Origin of the sequence: Nostoc cf. commune SO-36 (genome assembly GCF_023734775.1) — a bacterium.
Classification (GTDB): Bacteria; Cyanobacteriota; Cyanobacteriia; order Cyanobacteriales; family Nostocaceae; genus Nostoc; species Nostoc commune_A.
In genome coordinates this window covers 4,603,761-4,622,270 of the sequence record NZ_AP025732.1, presented here as the reverse complement: position 1 = coordinate 4,622,270, position 18,510 = coordinate 4,603,761, and the positions used below count along the sequence as shown (strand labels likewise).

The window sequence follows — 18,510 nt, the reverse complement described above, 5'->3', positions numbered from 1 at the left end:
CGTAAACGTAGCCCGTTGTAAACATCGCAATCTAACTACAAACTAGTTCTCATAAAATCCCTGCCTTGTGTTCCCAACAGCCACCTTTTTCGCCAATAGGAGGTAGGCTCGAGCCAAGAGGTTTGTTGTTCTTGTTGTCGCCGCATCACTATAACTTCGGTTAGATCGCTCAATTGAGGATCGCGATAGGGAACAGCAGCACGAGTTAGCAAGTGTTCTTTTTCAACTTGTGAGAGAGGGAGAGTCGTAGAGAAAACATCATCTCTGCTTGACGGCAATTGCTCCAAAGAGAAACCTCCAAACGCTGGCAGGTTTGCTAACGCTGCGCCATCTACCCTTGGGAGAAGAGTCTGCTTTGCTGCCACAGTACCAGGCGATCGCCTTCCTACTGGTGGGGTAGAGCCTATAACCAAGCCAGCAGACAAAAGTGCTGTGCGTACAGCAGCAGCGCAAGAATAGGTAGCTAATAAGCCATCTGGAGCTAACACAATGACACCTGTTTAATAAATTCAAGAGTCCATAATTGCGGACATTGAGGAGGTGAAAAGGCATCAAGGAAAATTGCATCTGCCCAGAAATCCGACTGATGTACTAGCTGGATTGTAGTTCTAGCATCGCCAATTAGTAGCTTCCCTTTCAGGCGAGGTGTTTGCACTTGATGTTCAAAAGCTAGCTCTTGCAAAATTTCAATATAGTTATAGTTCCAATTGTCGAACAAGTGATGAGCGATCGCAGCTTGTGGCACCGTTGGATTTAGCTCTAAACCGATTACTTCAACACAGCATTTAGGATTGACTGCCCAAATTGTCTGCAAAGCGGCAGCTGTGTTATATCCCAGACCATAACAAATATCTAACAGCCGCAAAACTGGCTTTTGAGCGGCTGTAGCTAGTTGAGTCGGTTCCACAAACTTGAAAAAACTCTCCTGTTTAGCTCCATGATGGCTGTGAAAAGATTCACCAAACTCTTGAGAGACAAAGGTGAAAGAACCATCTGCTGTTAGCTTAGGTGTAAAATTTTCTAAGTCTGACATTTTATAAAAAACTAAATAATGACCAATGCCCAATTCCCAATTTGTTGTTTCGCCAGCTTGGCTGTTTGAACATTTAGAAGATCCGCAAGTCGTGATTGTGGATTGTCGCTTCTCTTTAGCCGATCCACAGTTAGGACAACAACAGTACCAAACAAGTCATATAGAAGGGTCATATTACCTAGACTTGAATCAGGATCTTTCCAGTCCAGTAGGTAAGCATGGCGGAAGACATCCTCTACCTAACCCCAATGATATAGCTAACAAATTGGCAGCGATTGGGGTCAATTACCAAAAAACTTTGGTTGTCGCTTATGACGATTCGCGCTTTGCTTTTGCGGCTCGTCTATGGTGGCTATTGCGCTATTTAGGACATGAGCAAGTAGCAGTACTGGATGGAGGCTTTGCTGGATGGCAAAAATCTGGCTATTCTGTTACAAATATTATTCCTCCCCCGCGAATGGGTTCTTTTGTCGCTCAAGTACAAATAGAAAAGGCAGTAGATTTTACAGAGGTGAAAAGTCGGCAAGATAGCCACGAAGTAGTATTAGTAGATTCCAGAGAAAGCGATCGCTACCGAGGTGAACGAGAGCCAATTGATAAAATTGCTGGGCATATTCCCGGTGCAGTTAACTATCCTTGGCAAGAAGTTACAGACTCTAATGGCTACCTACTCCCTCAAGAGGAACAACGCCGTCGCTGGGAAAAGCTAGAAACATCTGAAGAAATCTTAGTATATTGCGGTTCTGGCGTTACTGCTTGTGTTAATTTACTTTCTTTAGAATTAGCTGGCATTAGCAAGGGTAAACTTTATCCTGGTAGCTGGAGTGATTGGATTTCTTATTTATAGTCATTAGTCAGTGGTCATTAGTTTTTAAAAAAGACAAATGACTAATGACAAAGGACAAATTTCAAAATCGGCCTAATTGCAAACTGTAATTAATATTGAAGAACCAGCCATCAAAATCAATGTTTTCGGCGGTTGAACTACCTAAACTTACGCCAGCCTGCACATTCATATTACTGGTATCGGATATTCGGTAATTTAAGTGCCCGAATAGCCGATGAAATTGGTCTTCTCGATCGCGCTGTGTAAAGTCTGAAAAGTTACCCTGATAGTCAATACCAACCTGGAGAGGCTTTTGCAAGTTGTAGTTCAAAGACACCCACAAGGAATTGATTATCCGATCGCGACTTAGGGGGTCAGCAAAATTCACACTCAATTCGTAAAAGCTATCTAGCGTTAATCTTGAAGTTAAGGGATCTCGCCGTCCCAAAGAGACTTGGAGGGAATTCTCATTTAAAAAGCGATCGCCTGCTTTGAAATCTAGGCGATCGCTGTTGTTGGCATAAAATAATTGTTGATTGCTCCAACTGATTTCTCCGTACATTCGCTGGGATAGCTGCTGGTAAAGACTGAGATTAAATCTCACTTGGTTGTAATGATATTGTGACTGATTTACATAACGAATCAGGTTGCCATCAATTGAGCCGTTTAAATAAGTCTTAGATCCCAAAGGAAAATATGCAGAGGCTAGCGTCAGCCCAGAAATAATTAAACCATCTTCTATGGGATTATCCTCTGAAGAAAAAATATTAGTTGTGTGGAAGTAGCCTACACGTCCCTGTAGATAGCCGATAGGTTTAAACTTAACTACGGGTTGTTCTGTCGGTGGTAGCTGTGGCTGTTCTAGGGGACGTAACCGCACACGTAACCCCAATTCGCGATCGCTATCAGACTCAGATGGCTGTTTTGGCGATCGCAGCAGCTGTATCAGCCTCTCCAGCCTTTGAGAATAATCTATCTCAGGTGCATTTAATAATTGATCTTTTGACTCTGAAGGAGAGGTAGGCAAATTACTTGGCTGTGATTCTAGTTGTGGCGGGTCATTTTGCTTTTGAGTATTTTCAGGTTCTTCGGTTTGGTCGGGGACTTGAGTTGTTTCTGGTGTTTGCTGTGCTAGATTTAACGGCATCTGGAAGTCTAAAGAATGTGACTTACTAGACTGTTTGCACAAAGAGTTAATTGCCTTTTGCTGCAACTTATGACATAACTGCTGATAAGTTACCTGTGTACTTACTAAATTATTAGGATGCCAAATATCTGTATTTGCCAATTCTGCCGCATTTACTCTCATGCAACACCAGCTTCCACCACTGGACGCTAACAAAATATAAAAAAACAAATTCTTCCAGTTATTAAGTCGCATCTGGTTAGATCGCTTTGATCCCATTTGGCAAATGTATATTTACAAGCTGTACCGAAAGTTCCGACTCAGAGTATACAATTGAGTGTATCTATTTTAGCTTTGTAGGTATATACTGAATCTACAAACTAAAATTACTGCTTTTCGGATTTTTCTGAGATTTTTTTCAGAATCTTAGAAAAATCCGATCAGATTTCTCGTTAAATTTAGTGAAATACAGCCAATGAGCAATTTCACAACAAATAGCTAGAGACTTCTTATCCTGCATAAGAGATAAGCCTATGCCTGATCTGATTAGAAAAGATTATCTGTAAGGTACTCCTGATTCAATTCCTTATTTCAAGTACTAACTTTGAAATCTGCTACATACTTTATTTCAGAATATAAACTTAAATAAACTAAATACGTAGTTTATTTATCATCTATTTTCTGTATTAAATTTAGATTAAAGTATAGGTAAATATAACTAAAAAACTTCCTATAATAATCTAGCAATAACTAAAACCTTTAACTTTCTTGGCATTAGTTGAAGTTTACAATTTCTCAAACCATGTTTTATAAATCTTTTCCATTATTAGTGATTGGTTTATGGGGAGTTATAGTACTGCCTTTACCAAATCGGGTAAATGCTATAACTCCTTTGACACGAGCAGAGATTCAGAACCTGCACAACTTGGTACAACTGATACCCAGAGATAGACATAAAAAGCGTCCTGCACGCAAATCAGATGCAATGATTCCTGGGGATGGGTTGTCAACTGGTCGAGCTTCACTAGCAGACTTGCGTTTTAACGACGGCTCTTTGGCACGAGTTGGGGAACAAGCTATATTTCAATTTTTGCCAAAGACTCGCAGCTTTAGACTGTCAAATGGAACAGCATTGTTGCTTATTCCGCCTGGGAGGGGGCAAACACGCATACAAACACCAAGTGCAGCAGCAGCAATTCGTGGTTCAGCTTTATTTGTACGCTACAACCAACAAACAGATACCACAATTGTGGGGGCACTGACAAATAGCGGCATTGAAGTTTCTAATAAGGAAGCTTCTCAAAGTCAGGTGCTGCAAGCAGGACAGATGATGGTTATAGTTAAAGGCAAATTTCAGGGCTTATACGATTTCGATCTCAGAAATTTTTATGAAACCAGCGATATGGTTCGAGGACTTGATTTAACTAAGCAAAATCTTACTCCTACAGCCGACCCTGCGATCGCTAGCGTTCAAGCTGAAACTTCTGCGGCTTTGAACGCACAGTCACCAATAACAGGTGAGGGAATAGTTGACAACCCATCTTTTGCAGACCTAAGTACTAGTCCTTCAACTTCCTCCACCAACAACACTATCACAGACAATTCCCCAGTAGACCCCATTGCAGATGATTCTCCATTAAATTCTTTTGAGGACATAGGACAAGTCCTATCAAATACTGAGCAGCTAACTAGGGAAAATAATGCTAGTGTTCCGGTAAATCCTCCAGTAAGTACGCCGATCAATCCTCCAGTAAGTACGCCGATCAATCCTCCAGTAAGTACGCCGATCAATCCTCCAGTAAGTACGCCGATCAATCCTCCAGTAAGTACGCCGATCAATCCTCCAGTAAGTACGCCGATCAATCCTCCAGTAAATACGCCGATCAATCCTCCAGTAAATACGCCGATCAATCCTCCAGTAAATACGCCGATCAATCCTCCAGTAAATACGCCGATCAATCCTCCAGTAAATACGCCGATCAATCCTCCAGTAGAACCTCCAGTAGAACCTCCAGTAAATCCTCCAGTAAATCCTCCAGTAGAACCTCCAGTAGAACCTCCAGTAAATCCTCCAGTAGAACCTCCAGTAAATCCACCAGTAAATCCTCCAGTAGAACCTCCAGTAAATCCACCAGTAGAACCACCAGTAGAACCTCCAGTAAAACCGCCAGAAACTACCTGAAAGTCTCCCAAAACCACAATGATATTTAGCAGTCACCGCCTACTGAAACGTTTTTCAATGTAGCAGTACCAGAGATATATACCCGATACCAGAGGCAGAACCATAACAAGTGTTAACTACTGCCCATACAGCCGCCAAAGCAAAAAGTGATATTCCCTACGACCAGATAGCATCTGCTAACGCTAGATTAAATCAAGGACAGGACTTATAGAAGGTTCACCGGATATCCTTATATAGTTCCATGACATTCTACGTAAGTTCCCAGGAACTAACTTTTTGCTAGAGAGAACATAAATTTATGACTTTTGATTACGACCTGTTTGTAATTGGTGCGGGTTCTGGAGGTTTGGCGGCTTCCAAACGAGCAGCTAGCTATGGGGCAAAAGTGGCGATCGCTGAATATGATTTAGTTGGTGGCACTTGTGTGATTCGTGGTTGCGTTCCCAAAAAACTCATGGTCTACGCCTCTCATTTCCCTGCACTCTTCAGTGATGCCGCAGGCTATGGCTGGAAAGTAGGTAATGCTGAATTGGACTGGGAACATTTCATTACATCTATAGATAAGGAAGTTCGGCGACTGTCGCAACTACATATAAACTTCTTAGAAAAAGCCGGAGTAGAACTAATTTCTGGTCGCGCCACATTGCTAGATTCCCACACCGTAGAAGTTGATGGACGCAAAGTGACAGCAGACAAAATTTTAATTGCTGTTGGCGGGCGTCCCACTAAGCCAGATTTACCAGGGATGGAATATGGCATTACCTCTAACGAAATTTTTCATCTAAAAGAACAACCAAAACATATCGTCATTCTTGGCGCTGGTTATATTGGCACGGAATTTGCCTGTATCATGCGTGGCTTGGGTTCTGAGGTGACGCAAATTACCAGAGGTGAAAAGATTTTGAAGGGGTTTGATGAGGACATCCCTACAGAAATTGAAGAGGGGATGACGAACCACGGAATTCGGCTGATTAAGAATAATGTAGTAAAAACAGTTGAACGCGTGCCGGAAGGCTTTAAATTGACTTTATCAGGGGAAGACCAAGAACCAGTAATTGCCGACGTATTTTTAGTAGCGACTGGTCGAACTCCCAATGTAGATGGACTAGGTTTGGAAAACGCTGGAGTTGATGTTGTCGATAGTTCTATGGAAGGGCCAGGCTACAGTACAACAAATGCGATCGCAGTCAATGAATATAGTCAAACTAGTCAATCGAATATTTTTGCCGTTGGCGATGTCACAGACCGAATCAATTTAACTCCCGTCGCCATAGGCGAAGGACGAGCCTTTGCAGACAGCGAATTCGGCAATAATCGCCGCGAATTTAGTCACGAAACTGTTCCCACAGCGATATTTTCTACCCCACAAGCTGCGACAGTCGGCTTGACAGAAGCCGAAGCACGGAAAAAATTCGGTGATGCGGTGACAATTTTTCGCACTCGCTTTCGTGCCATGTACCATAGTTTGACTGGTAAGCAAGAGAAGACAATGATGAAGTTGGTAGTTGATAGCAACACTGACAAAGTATTAGGCGCTCACATGGTAGGTGAAGGTGCAGCTGAGATCATCCAAGGTATAGCGATCGCCGTCAAAATGGGAGCAACTAAAAAAGACTTTGATGCCACTGTGGGTATCCATCCCTCAGCAGCAGAGGAATTTGTCACAATGCGATAAGTATGTCATTTGTCCTTGGTCATTTATTTAAAACTAATGACTAAGGACGATCCTCATGGGAAAACTTGAATGCTTACTCAGTATATCTACTTGCACGGTTTTGCTTCTAGCCCTAATTCTACCAAAGCGCAGAATATAGGCGATCGCTTTGCCCAAATTCAGACAAAGCTAAAAATTCCCGATTTGAATGCTGGCGATTTTTCTAAATTGACAATCACTCGCCAAATTACTCAAGTTGCCGCAGAATTCAGCAACGATTATACCTCAGTAACGCTCATTGGCTCAAGTTTGGGCGGTTTAACCTCTGCCTACTTGGGTCAGCAATATTTACAAGTACAACGTCTTGTGATGCTAGCACCAGCTTTTGGGTTTTTATCCCATTGGTTGCCCAAGCTAGGCAATGAAGAAATAAAGCGTTGGCAGCAAGAAAAATATATCATGGTCTACCACTATGGGGAGGAGCGAGCAATTCCTTTAAGCTACGATTTCGTTACAGATGCTGTTCAATACCAAGAAGAGCTTTTGCAACGTCCTATCCCCACTCTGATTTTGCATGGAAAAAAAGATGAAGTTATTCCCATCGAAGCTAGTCGTGACTTTGCGCGATCGCGTCCTTGGGTGGAGTTAGTCGAACTCGAAAGTGACCACGCCTTAGATAATGTTATGGAAGAAATTTGGCAGGCAATTCGCCTCTTTTGCCAATTACCTTGAAGTTGTAAAATATTAAACTCACACATAACTAATTTCCTTAGTCATTTGTCTTTTGTTAGTTACTAATGACCAATGACTAATGACTAATGACTAAAACTATGCTTCCCTTCATCCGGTCAGATTTAGCACAATTCACAGCTTATAAACCTCATCCCAGCAGCGATACAGCCGATTCTGTCCCCATAGAGTTAGATCGGTTAGATACAAATGAAAGCCCTTATGATTTGCCACCTGAGTTAAAAGAGAAGCTGGCATGGACATATCAACAAGTAATTGAAACAAATCGTTATCCCGATGGCGGACATCAAACACTTAAAGATGCGATCGCTGAATACGTCAATGAGTCAGCCACCCTCTCGTCATCTTTATTTACTGCTGCCAATATTTCTGTTGGCAATGGTTCAGATGAACTAATCCGATCTTTATTAATCGCCACCTGTCTAGGAGGCGAAGGTTCAATTCTTGTTGCCAATCCCACTTTCTCTATGTACGGGATTTTGGCACGAACTTTGGGCATTCCTGTAGTGGCAGTGGGTAGAAATGAAACCAATTTTGAAATTGACTTAAAAGCCGCACAGTCTGCCATCGAAGAAACTCAAGATCCTCCTATTCGCGTAGTTTTCGTAGTGCATCCCAATTCGCCGACTGCCAACAGCTTAACTGCGGCAGAGTTGGCATGGTTAAGAAGTTTGCCAGAGCATATTTTGGTAGTAATTGATGAAGCTTATTTTGAATTCAGTCAAACTACTTTAGTAGGGGAATTAGCACAGTATCCCAATTGGGTGATATTACGTACTTTTTCTAAAGCCTTCCGGTTGGCATCTCTCCGTATTGGTTATTGCGTTGCTCATCCCGAAGCGATCGCCATTTTAGAAAAAGTTCGCTTACCTTATAATCTTCCCAGCTTTTCCATAGCAGCAGCATTAATTGCTTTACAAAACCGCATACTCTTGCTAGAGTCAATTTCCCAAACCCTGAGTGAACGAGCCAAACTCATCGAAATTTTATCCCAGCAACCAGAACTACAAATTACCGCAAGTGTTACCAACTTTATTTACCTGCGTCTTCAACCAAATGGCTTAAATTCACAAGACACTGCATTAAAAGCTATTCACCATGAGCTTAGGACACGCGGCACACTTGTGCGACACATTAGCGGAGGATTACGAATTACTGTCGGGACGATACAGGAAAACACACGTACCGTAAATCGACTAAAAGCTGCTTTGGCAAATTTAGAATCTTAATAATTCACTCAGTAATTAAATCTATTGTCCACCTCACTACCCAAACGGCGTATTATGCCTACTGTTTGTGGCAGCACACCCACTAAAAGAGCAAAAGCAATATCTGGCAGAAGAGCCACTGTTTCTGGCGGAAAGTATTGTTCAAATTGATCGAGAATCTTCTGAACTCGCTGCCCAGGCACTGGGTTTTCTGTAATTTGTTTGATCAATCGAATCCACTGACGCCTAATCAAGTAAGCCTTCTGGCGTTCTTCATTAGATTCGGGAGTTAATAAAGAAAGATTACCTATGGGCACTGCCCTTTGGCAATCACAATCATAATCCCCACCCACAGCCGCCCCAGGCCCAGCAAACTCTGCATGGTAGCGTTTAAAGAGTATTAATCCATTTCGTCTACGACTATTGACGATGAAAACTTCTCCACTGTGCAAACGTGTAAGGATATCCGAGCCTTGCGATTGCTCAGTTCCGTCTGACATGACAAGACAGTCAAGGAAACTAGTTTCAGGGTAATAAGTTGATACCATAGAGGTCTGATAGCGTCGATGCTGTTCGCTATCCATGTTTTTTAAACTTTTAATGAATGTGGTAGGAGTATGCACTTTAAAAAAGAAATAGCTGTTATGTCAAATCAGGTTTTTGAATTCTTTTTTTATCAGAACTTTTCTAGTAAATTTAACTAAAACAGCAAGAAATAGACGGTGTTTCAGTAATTTAGTGATTATATTTTATGAGATATAACTAGATTTGTCTGTAAACTCTATGAGTCTTTCCTTAAAGTTTTTATAAAGATTAATATCTTAATTACAAAGTTATTATGAGGAAAAAATGATTTATTTAAAGTTAACTTTACATATCTAGTCCATTTATTATAATCTATTTGTTTATTTAATCGAATACTTTAAAAAATATTTGTTAACAATAAATCCCAGAAGGCAAAATTTAAGGTTTTAAAATATTAAAAATCTTTACCGAAAAGAGACTTTTTCCCAAATCATCAATAAGATTTTTCGCAATAAGGTATAAACAAAATATTCTTTCTAAAAAGAATTAACATAACCCATTTATTTACTTCGGAAATTCAGGTGTTTTATTTTTTATATTTAGCTAAATATTGGCTAGATTTTTAATTATGTTAATTTGTGTTTGGTGATCGCTACGGGTGACAGATTTTATCTTAATTGCAACATAAAACTTGACAATTACCAAAATAAAATTCAAACAATGGACTCAGCACTCAGATGCTTATGCAACAGCATCTGACTTGAGCGTCTTAAGAAAAATGTATTCCAATTCGATTCGACTTTATGCACTCGATATCCCAGCTTGAAATAAAGCTGTCTTGCTTGATGGTTACTTTCTAAAACATGGAGATATAAATCTTGAAATCCCCACTCCTTAGAGACTTTTTCACAACTAGTAAGTAATTCTGAAGCCACACCATTTCTACGGTATTTTGGGTGAACCGCTAAATTAGATAAGTAAGGAAAGCCTGCGCCAACCCGGCCCCATGAATCACTGTAACGTACACCCAGTTCCACACTTCCCACTAAGTTATGAGCATCACCAGTAGTAGCTTCAAAGGCAACTAAACAAACATGGCGGGGCACAGGTGATGCCATCCGATGCCTTAAGTCTTCGTAAATACCCAGACGTAGCAATGGGAAAGCCCATCCCCATATACCGTTGTGAGAGTGAAAGCTTTCAGTAATAATTTGGGCAACATCAATCAAATCAGCAGGTGTAGCCTTACGAATTTGAAATTGGTAGGAAGCTGGATCGATTGGCTGTTGCTGGTATAGATGAAAAAACCGATATTTCAAGGCTAGTTTAGTATTGATTTTATCAAAGAAAATTTTATCAAATATCCTAAAACAAGATTTAAACTGAATCAGAATTTAAGAAATGTCCAAGATATTTAACTGACTTAAGATAGCTAATTCGCTTTTGCCTATAGAGCAAACAAAGTTTTACACTTTAGCGTAGGGCTTTATAACCTCTATTTGTGAAAGAGTGTTATAAGTTACAGTTTCATTGATCTATAGTCTTAAGTTCAAATTCATCACTTGTTTTAAATAGGCAGGATATCAGACTGATGACTACAAAAACCTCTGTAATGTGATAGAGCTTTGGGTGAGCAGGCAGAGGAACAGCATAACTTGTCTGTAGTCAGCACCGAGAAAATTGTTAAGTAAGTACACTATTGGCAAACTATGCTTTCAAACCACCTTTAGTTGGAGTACTGAACTCGTTTTTGCATTTGCCGCTATACTGACAGCATTTTGCTACTAAATGACAAAAAAAGGCGGCTGTACTGGCTCTGAGACAAGAATCTACAAGATTATGTAATCTCTAATCTCCAACTCTTGAACCACTACCACTTGTCTTAATGATAGTTCTGATTGCTAAATTAGAAAGAGGTATTTGTCTAATAGTATACTTTGGCTTTAAATCTTATTGTTTAATTTTGCTGACTCTACCATGACTACCATAAATAAAATTTACCTGCAAGTGTTAGTACGACTGCTGTGGAGGGAAAACTTAATATGCAGCTTCATCTGGATTTTTCAGCTAGCTGTGGGCGCTGTATGTGGTATCAGACATTGCTCAAAGGAGGTGAAAGAAGATTTGGCAAGCAAGTATCGGCTCCATAACACTAAAACTGACTATGAAAACAATTACACTGCACCAAAGCAAACGGTAATCGGTACAAGCCATTGAGACGAATTACTGTGAGCAAACGCTCTTACACTCAGCAGTCATCTAGCCAAACAGCCTTATTGGTCGAAATGCTCTGCTCTCACCTGACTCAGAAAAATCTTTACCTGATCAGATTATTCTTTATCCGACTGCCGTTGCAGCAGGAAAGCGGTGCATGAAATCCCAAGCAAACAGTAAGCCTAAAATTTTGGTTGTCGATGATGAACCAGACAACCTTGACTTGCTTTACCGCACTTTCTATCGCGACTATAAGGTGCTAAGGGCAAACTCTGGCCCTGCAGCCCTCGATCTGCTGGCTCAAGAGGGAGAAGTCGCGGTGATCATCTCCGATCAGCGGATGCCAATGATGAGCGGTACAGAGTTTTTAAGCCTAACAGCAACTCAATATCCAGATATTATTCGGATTATTTTAACTGGCTACACCGATGTCGAAGACTTGGTGGAAGCAATTAACGCTGGTAAGGTGTTCAAATATGTCACCAAACCGTGGGAAGCTGAGGAACTCAAAGGAGTGGTACGCCAAGCTTTGGATACTCACAATGTCCTCAAAGCGAGAACCCGCGAACTTACCCGCACACTCCGACAAGAATCGCTGCTGAATACCGTTACAAATACGATTCGCAGTGCTTTAGACTACAGACAAATTTTGCAGGCAATTGTAGATACAGTAGGTCACATGTTGGAGGTAGATGTCTGTCTGTTGCGTCCCTTCCAAGATGAGCAATTGGCGGATAGAGGATTATTTATCAGAAGCCTCTTTCTGAAGCAGCTCTTGACCATGAGAGTACAGGGGAAGTTGCAGTAAGTATTTCTTCTCTACCCCCCATTCCCTCTCCCCCTCTGCCTCTTTTAGCTCAGACGGTATGGGAAACCCGCGAAGTCCAGGTGATTCACGATGCGATGGATGATGAGCGGATTCACGGCAATACTCCCGAACTGCGTGAGCGTGCAGCCGCTTTTGCTGCCGCTAACATTTGTTCTAGTTTAGTTGTGCCACTGATCTGCCAACAAGAGCTGATGGCAGTACTAGCGCTGCATCAGTGTTCTCAGCCTCGCATCTGGGGTGATGATGAGGTGCAGTTAGTCTTAATGGTCGCAGATCAGGCAGCCTTAGCTTTATCTCAAGCTTATGCTTACGAACAAGTACGTGCCCTTGCCAAGCGAGAAGCCCTAATCAATACGATTACTAGCGCGATTCGCTCTAGCTTAGACCCCCAAGACATTTTTGCGGCGATCACCCAGCAATTGGGACAAGCTTTACAAGTCGATGGCTGCGTTCTGTCTTTGTGGACAGAGGAAGATGAGTTTGTCGAATGTGTGGCCTTATATGACAGTTTTCAACATTCAGAAAATTTCCGTTCGCCAGCCCTAGACCATAATTCTAGTAGTAATAATAACCTATCAACACAGAGATTACCTTATTCTCAAGCATCTATACAGGAAAATCCCATCCTCCAACAAATGCTACAGACACATGAACCTGTAGTAATTGGAAATGTCAGCCATTCTCCATCAGATGTGAAGGGTTTTGATTTGCCTTTAAAAATGCCGGCGCGATCGCTAATGTTTGTACCATTATTGGCTGATGGCAAATGTATAGGTAGTATTACTTTACATGAAGGTAAGAAAGTACGCCAGTGGCTGCCATCTGATATCGATTTGGCGAAAGCAGTAGCAGCTCAAGCCGCGATCGCTGTCCAACAGTCACACTTGTATCAAAAAACTCGCCAACAAGCTGAACGCTTATTAGAATTAGACAAACAAAAAACCGAATTTTTCCAAAATATTTCCCATGAGTTTCGCACACCCATCACCTTGATTCAAGGGCCTTTAGAATCGGCGGTGGCGGCTGGTGAAGGATTATCTTACTCCCAAAGTGCGATCGCCCTGCGTAACTCTCGTCGTCTGCTGCGGCTAGTAAATCAACTCTTGGATTTACAACGTCTGAATGCGGGGAGAATGCAGCCTAGCTTCCATCCCTGCGATTTAGTAGAATTTGTCAGCCAAATTGTAGAATCTTTTCGTCCCTACTGCGAGAAAAAGAGATTGCATCTCGTCACCCAGTTAGATGAATGTTCTATGGTGTACTTGGACATGGAAAAATTTGACAAGGTGGTTTATAATCTTTTGTCAAATGCCATGAAATTTACTCCCGAAGGTGGGACGATCACTGTCAGACTCAAATCTGAGCGCGATCGCTGCATCTTGCAAGTACAAGATACTGGAATTGGCATTGTTAAAGAACAAATTCCCCATCTCTTTGAACGCTTCCGCCAAGCTGAAGGTTCTGCAAACCGCTCCTATGAAGGCAGTGGTTTAGGTCTAGCTCTAGTTAAAGAATTGGTCGAATTACATGGTGGCCAAGTGACGGTGGAATCAGTCTATGGCCAAGGCACTACCTTTAGTTTATGGCTTGTGACTGGAAATGCTCATTTACCCCCACAGCAAGTATTAGAAACGCCTACCGAACTGAATACGAGCCGCGCTAGGGTAGAATTGGCTGATTTAGAATTGGTAGAGTCAACAACAGACAATATTGAAGATATTACAATAAATTTCTCCTCCAGTATTGATACTCAAGACTCAGCACTTAAGACTCAACACTCAATTTTAGTTGTAGATGACAACCCAGATTTACGAACCTATGTATCTGAGATTTTCCGCCGAAACGGTTATCATGTGCAGACAGCTCGTAACGGTTATGAAGGGCACAATAGAGCCAAGGAAATTATACCCAGCTTGATTGTGACTGACTTAATGATGCCCTTGGTAAGCGGACTTGAGATGATTCAGATGATCCGCCAAGAGGAGAAGTTGAAAGGAACACCAATTATTCTGTTGACAGCGAAAGTTGACGAGGAAACCCGCATCGAAGGTACAGAACATGGCGCGGATGCTTATTTAGCAAAACCGTTCAATGATCGGGAACTTTTGGCGGAAGTTCGGAATCTTTTAGCATTAAAGGAAAATGAACGGCGAATTGTAGAGTTAAATACTTATTTAACAGAATCGGTGTTAAAACGCTTTTTACCGGCTGTATTGGTGCAAAAAGCCGCAACCGGTGATTTGACGTTAGATTTGCGCCCAGAACCACGCTTAATTACAGTTTTGTTTAGTGATATCGTGGGTTTTACACAGCTATCAAATACTCTTAGATCCCGACGAGTCGCAGAATTGCTAAATGAATACCTAGAAGCCATGACCAAGGTTGTATTTGGAATGGTGGCACTGTAGATAAATTTATGGGAGATGCTATCTTAGCTTTATATGGAGCGCCGGAAGAATTAACCCCTAATGAACAAGTACGTCGTGCCATTAATACAGCAAGAGCAATGCACCGCTCACTGGCTGACTTAAATCAGCGCTGGCGAGATCAAGGTGTATTCGATGGTGACAGACTTACTAGCGTCCAGTTTCGGTGCGGTATCCACCAAGGTACTGCTGTTGTGGGGATGTTTGGTAGTGCTGAACGTGCCGATTATACTGCTATTGGCCCAAGTGTGAATATTGCTGCAAGGTTGCAAGCTGCCGCTCTTCCCGGTACGATCCTGGTTTCTGCTGCGGTGGCAGATTATTTGCAGGAAGAAGAAATTACTAAAGGTAGTCCGCTAGAACTTAAAGGAGTGGATGAAACAGTTTTGACTTTCGCTGTTACACCAGAGGTAATGGTTAATCGCTAAAATTTAGACTGGTATTTTAAAGCATTAGCAATGAGTAAAAGTGCCTAATCATATCCAGTTTTTATAATATGACATTATCGGTTGCAGACAAAACTCCAATTCCAGCTAAAGTCTGGAGACGACACACTGACCCACCGGGTTTGTGGATTTCTGTCGTTGTCGGTTCAGTCTCTCTGCACTTGCTGGCGTTCTGGCTGATGCGCTCATCTAATGCATTTACTCTGTGGTTTCCCCAGCAAAATCAATCTGCTGTTCCTATTGAATTGATAGACATTGCTCCTAAAACAAAATCAATAATCAAATCACAATCAACAGCCAAAATCGTTTCGTCAAAACCATTATCCTCAACTCAAAAGTCTGCACCAGCACGAACTACGCCTATAAATCAAGATTTTGGCGCAATAAATTCTGCGGATAATCTTCAGAAAAAGAGCCGAACTTACGCCTCTCAAAATAATAGTCAAGCCTCTAGGCAACAGGTTGTTCCCACGCCAACCCCAACACCGAAACCGACGCCGATAGCTACCACCACGCCGACACCGACACTGACACTAAAACCGACACCTACAGTTCCAGTCGGTAATATACCTTGGAAGCGCCGTCAAGAAATTAGACTGGGAAAAGGAACGCCACTACCAACAGGTATTCCATCAAATCGACCAGTTTCAGAACCTGAAAACAGAGAAACTCCAGCAACTCCGACTGGGGAAACTTCAACAACTCAAACTGAGGAAACTTCAAAGACTTCGACTGGGGAAACTCCAACAACTCCAACTAGGGAAACTCCAGCAACTCCGACTAGGGAAACTTCAACAACTCCAACTAGGGAAACTTCAACAACTCCAACTGGGGGAGCATCGGTAGCAATAGTAGATCCTTTACTCAGAGATGAAGTGATTAAATTGATACAATCAAAAGGATTCCGACAAGATGCTTTACCCGACGTTATCGCTTTATACAGGGGAAGCAATACAAAACAATTAGACTCAAGTTTTCTTGTCCACAGTTCGGGACTTGAACCAGCACAGCTCTTGGCTAGCTTAATAATTGATAACAATGGCAACTTTCAACAGGCTGTAATTCTAGAAATACAACCAGCAACACTACAAAGTGAAAAAAGCACATACGAGCAAGTCCTCAGCGAAGTTTTCAAAACAGAAAACTTTATTGCTGCTCACAACAACGATGGTACAAAACCAGAATTGAGCAATCTGTATGTCAGGATTAAAATTCAAAATGCCAATTAGAACTAATGCTTGATTTTTTATAAAAGCTGTGTTACTATTATAGGGTTGGAAAATTGCGGGCGTAGTTTAGTGGTAAAACTATAGCCTTCCAAGCTATTAATGCGGGTTCGATTCCCGCCGCCCGCTTAAAAACCTAAAATCCACTAGTTAAAGAAATTTAAATCTGGGCTTGATGAAATAATCAGTTAAACAGCAATTCCAAATTTGACATAGTGCGGAAATAACTTGAACCGCAAGGTAAAAGTGCTGTTGCCGATAAAACCAGAACCCACACCTACTACGTCAAAAAAAGTGTGGGTAATTTACAATTGCTACTAATTTAGGTTTTCTAGGCGAATGCGTGGATCGGCTGCTTTGAGCATTAAGTCGGCGATTAAATTGCCAACAATCAGCAACACTGCGCCCATTACCAAGCTTGCCATTAATAAATATAAATCTTGAGCTTGTAAAGCCTGTAGAGTTAACCTCCCTAAACCGGGCCAGTTGAAGAAAAATTCGGCGATGAAAGCCCCGTTTAATAAACCAGCTAATTCAAAACCCAATAAGGTAATCAAAGGGTTTATGGCGTTGCGGAGTGCATGAACGTAAATAACGCGGTTTTCTGGCAGACCTTTAGCACGAGCCGTTTGGATGTAATCTTGACGCAGCACATCCAATAATTCGCCACGAGTGATGCGTTGCAAACCAGCAAAACTCGTAATTGAGAGGGCGATCGTTGGTAAAATCATGTGCCAGCCGATATCTAAGATTCTGCCAAACCACGATAGTTCTGAGTGATTGATGCTAGTCATACTACCTACTGGGAACAGAGGCGAGGTAATTTGGGCTAAAACTAGCAGCGCTAAGGCAGTGATAAAACTGGGAAAGCCTTGTCCAGCATAACTAATCACCTGTAGAATGCGGTCTGCTAGCTTATTTTGGTTAACAGCAGCAAAGATCCCTAGAGGGATGGCGATCGCCCATGTGACAATTAAAGATGCGATCGCTAATAGCAAAGTCGCTGGTACTCGTTCCCACAACAGCGATGCCACTGAACGTTGATAAATAAAACTCGTGCCAAAATCCCCTTTCGTCAAGATTCGCCATAGCCACAGTCCAAATTGCTCTGGCCAAGACTTATCCAGACCAAACTGCCGTTTAATTTCCTCAATTCTTTCTGGAGATATCTTCGGATTTTGCCGCAGCGTATCTACATAATCACCGGGAGCGAGTTGAATGATGAAAAACGACAACGCTGATGCCAACAACAAAGTCAGTAGTGCCTGCAATAGCCGCTTTGTCACATAAACAAAAGTTTCGCTCGTGACTAGCCTGATTAGCCAATCCCGACCTGTCTCCAAGGAAATTCTCGTAGATGTCATTTGTCTTTTGTCCTTTGTCCTTTGTCATCTGTCGTTTGTTATTTGTCATTTGTCCTTTGCTAATGACCAATGACTAATGACCAATGACAAATAACTAATATTCAATTAAAGAGATAATCGGCACGTCCGGCAAATATGTACGCCCTTGTAAATCCCGTAGCTCGATAATAAACCCAAATCCTACTAGTTCGCAGCCAATTTTCTGCACCAACTTTGCTGTGGCACTCGCAGTTCCACCTGTGGCAATCAAATCATCCACAATCAAAACTCGACTACCTTGGTGTAAAGCGTCTTGATGCACTTCTAAGCAGTCTGTACCATACTCTAATTCATACTCTATTGAGTGAATGGCTGCTGGTAACTTACCTCTTTTGCGGACGGGAATAAAACCAGCTCCTAATTTATAAGCCAGAGGTGAGCCAAAAATGAATCCCCTCGACTCTATACCTATGACATAATCTACCGTTATTTCAGCTTCGTTGCATTTTTGTGTTAAAAAGTCAATAGTGTAGCGCAATCCCTCTGGATCACGCAGCAAGGTAGTAATATCCCGAAATAAAATTCCGGGTTTCGGGAAATCTGGGATGTCACGAACGAGAGACTTTAAATCCATAAAATGGGGAGTAGGGAGTAAGGAGTGGGGAATGGGGAAAGTTAGGAGTGAAGAGTGAGGAGTTATTAATTTAAATTCATAGCTATCC

The 18,510-nt window shown here is 41.8% G+C and carries 12 protein-coding genes, 1 tRNA gene and 3 pseudogenes; 9 read left to right on the top strand and 7 right to left on the bottom strand.

Annotated elements, in window-relative coordinates:
* Positions 1-35: 35 nt before the first annotated feature.
* Both ANSO36C_RS34985 and ANSO36C_RS20805 read right to left on the bottom strand, forming a co-directional pair.
* Positions 36-242, bottom strand: a pseudogene (locus tag ANSO36C_RS34985) (hypothetical protein); the annotation flags it as partial.
* 113 nt (positions 243-355) lie between these two features.
* Positions 356-1,033: pseudogene (locus ANSO36C_RS20805) on the bottom strand (tRNA (5-methylaminomethyl-2-thiouridine)(34)-methyltransferase MnmD); the annotation flags it as partial.
* Positions 1,034-1,058: 25 nt separating this feature from the next.
* Between ANSO36C_RS20805 and ANSO36C_RS20800 the strand changes: the two are divergent.
* Positions 1,059-1,880, top strand: a complete 822-nt coding sequence (locus ANSO36C_RS20800; protein WP_251956055.1) for a sulfurtransferase — start codon at positions 1,059-1,061, stop codon at positions 1,878-1,880.
* Between the two features lie 61 nt (positions 1,881-1,941).
* Here ANSO36C_RS20800 and ANSO36C_RS20795 read toward each other — a convergent pair whose 3' ends face one another.
* Positions 1,942-3,240, bottom strand: coding sequence for a hypothetical protein (locus tag ANSO36C_RS20795; protein WP_251960396.1), 1,299 nt, complete (start codon positions 3,238-3,240; stop codon positions 1,942-1,944).
* A 547-nt stretch (positions 3,241-3,787) separates the two neighbouring features.
* Here ANSO36C_RS20795 and ANSO36C_RS20790 point away from each other — a divergent pair.
* The 4 genes from ANSO36C_RS20790 to ANSO36C_RS20775 all read left to right on the top strand — a co-directional run bounded on the left by ANSO36C_RS20790 (position 3,788) and on the right by ANSO36C_RS20775 (position 8,800).
* Positions 3,788-5,167 (top strand): FecR domain-containing protein, encoded by a 1,380-nt coding sequence (locus ANSO36C_RS20790; protein WP_251956054.1) that lies wholly within the window; start codon positions 3,788-3,790, stop codon positions 5,165-5,167.
* Positions 5,168-5,465: 298 nt separating this feature from the next.
* Positions 5,466-6,842 carry a glutathione-disulfide reductase gene (gene gor, locus ANSO36C_RS20785; protein WP_251956053.1) on the top strand — a complete coding sequence of 459 codons (1,377 nt, stop codon included), beginning with the start codon at positions 5,466-5,468 and terminating at the stop codon, positions 6,840-6,842.
* Positions 6,843-6,911: 69 nt separating this feature from the next.
* Positions 6,912-7,553: a YqiA/YcfP family alpha/beta fold hydrolase gene (locus ANSO36C_RS20780; protein ID WP_251956052.1), complete on the top strand. Its 642-nt coding sequence runs from the start codon at positions 6,912-6,914 to the stop codon at positions 7,551-7,553.
* 98 nt (positions 7,554-7,651) lie between these two features.
* On the top strand, positions 7,652-8,800 hold the full coding sequence (locus ANSO36C_RS20775) for a histidinol-phosphate transaminase (RefSeq protein ID WP_251960395.1): 1,149 nt from the start codon (positions 7,652-7,654) through the stop codon (positions 8,798-8,800).
* A gap of 8 nt (positions 8,801-8,808) precedes the next feature.
* Here the strand turns inward: ANSO36C_RS20775 and ANSO36C_RS20770 are convergent, their stop codons facing one another.
* Both ANSO36C_RS20770 and ANSO36C_RS20765 read right to left on the bottom strand, forming a co-directional pair.
* Positions 8,809-9,363 carry a hypothetical protein gene (locus ANSO36C_RS20770; protein WP_251956051.1) on the bottom strand — a complete coding sequence of 185 codons (555 nt, stop codon included), beginning with the start codon at positions 9,361-9,363 and terminating at the stop codon, positions 8,809-8,811.
* A gap of 654 nt (positions 9,364-10,017) precedes the next feature.
* Positions 10,018-10,623 (bottom strand): GNAT family N-acetyltransferase, encoded by a 606-nt coding sequence (locus ANSO36C_RS20765; RefSeq protein WP_251956050.1) that lies wholly within the window; start codon positions 10,621-10,623, stop codon positions 10,018-10,020.
* A gap of 658 nt (positions 10,624-11,281) precedes the next feature.
* Between ANSO36C_RS20765 and ANSO36C_RS20760 the strand changes: the two genes are divergently transcribed.
* From ANSO36C_RS20760 to ANSO36C_RS20745, 4 genes and pseudogenes are all read left to right on the top strand, one after another.
* Positions 11,282-11,521, top strand: coding sequence for a hypothetical protein (locus ANSO36C_RS20760; protein ID WP_251956049.1), 240 nt, complete (start codon positions 11,282-11,284; stop codon positions 11,519-11,521).
* 154 nt (positions 11,522-11,675) lie between these two features.
* Positions 11,676-15,201: pseudogene (locus ANSO36C_RS20755) on the top strand (response regulator).
* Between the two features lie 68 nt (positions 15,202-15,269).
* Positions 15,270-16,448, top strand: a complete 1,179-nt coding sequence (locus tag ANSO36C_RS20750) for a hypothetical protein (RefSeq protein ID WP_251956048.1) — start codon at positions 15,270-15,272, stop codon at positions 16,446-16,448.
* A gap of 55 nt (positions 16,449-16,503) precedes the next feature.
* Positions 16,504-16,574 (top strand) — tRNA-Gly (locus ANSO36C_RS20745).
* A gap of 188 nt (positions 16,575-16,762) precedes the next feature.
* Here the strand turns inward: ANSO36C_RS20745 and ANSO36C_RS20740 are convergent.
* The gene (locus ANSO36C_RS20740; RefSeq protein ID WP_251956047.1) at positions 16,763-17,809 is read right to left on the bottom strand and encodes an ABC transporter permease; all 1,047 of its coding nucleotides are present in this window, start codon (positions 17,807-17,809) and stop codon (positions 16,763-16,765) included.
* A gap of 94 nt (positions 17,810-17,903) precedes the next feature.
* Entirely contained in the window at positions 17,904-18,422 is a 519-nt protein-coding gene (locus tag ANSO36C_RS20735; RefSeq protein WP_251956046.1) for an adenine phosphoribosyltransferase, read from the bottom strand.
* Positions 18,423-18,510: the final 88 nt, after the last annotated feature.